1 protein-coding gene is annotated in these 540 nt (G+C 68.1%); it reads left to right on the top strand.

All coding sequences use genetic code 11. The features are described 5' to 3' along the window. Positions 1–540: flagellar type III secretion system pore protein FliP (locus ACFC3J_RS23010; RefSeq protein WP_375198218.1), on the top strand; the 540-nt coding region annotated here is incomplete at both ends.

Here is a 540-nt window from a genome sequence, read left to right as displayed (position 1 = left end):
TGAAGCCCTTCGTGCGCCCGTCGCGCGCGGCCGGACTGCTGCTTGCGCTGCTGCCGCTGGCGCTGTGGCTCGCGCCCGAAAGCGCGCTGGCGCAGTCGCTGCCGGGCATGACCAGCCGCCCTGCGGCAGGCGGCGGCCAGGTATGGTCGCTGTCGGTGCAGACGCTGGTGCTGCTGACGTCGCTGTCGTTCCTGCCGGCGGCCATGCTGATGATGACCGGCTTCACGCGCATCATCATCGTGCTGGGCCTGCTGCGCAATGCGCTCGGCACGGCATCGTCGCCGCCCAACCAGGTGCTGGTCGGCCTGTCGCTGTTCCTCACGTTCTTCGTCATGTCGCCGGTAGCCGACAAGGTCTACAACGACGCCTACAAGCCGCTGTCGGAAAACAAGATCAGCCTGGAGACGGCCGCGCAGCGCGCCGCCGTGCCGGTGCGCGCGTTCATGCTGCGCCAGACGCGCGAAAAGGACCTGGCGATGTTTGCCCAGATGGCCAAGACGCCGGAAATGCAGAGTGCCGACGACGTGCCGTTTGCGGTGC

This window comes from Sphingobium sp. (genome assembly GCF_041987595.1).
GTDB lineage: Bacteria > Pseudomonadota > Alphaproteobacteria > Sphingomonadales > Sphingomonadaceae > Sphingobium.
Note: the sequence above shows the minus strand (reverse complement) of the source record. Positions and strands in the feature narration are given on the sequence as shown.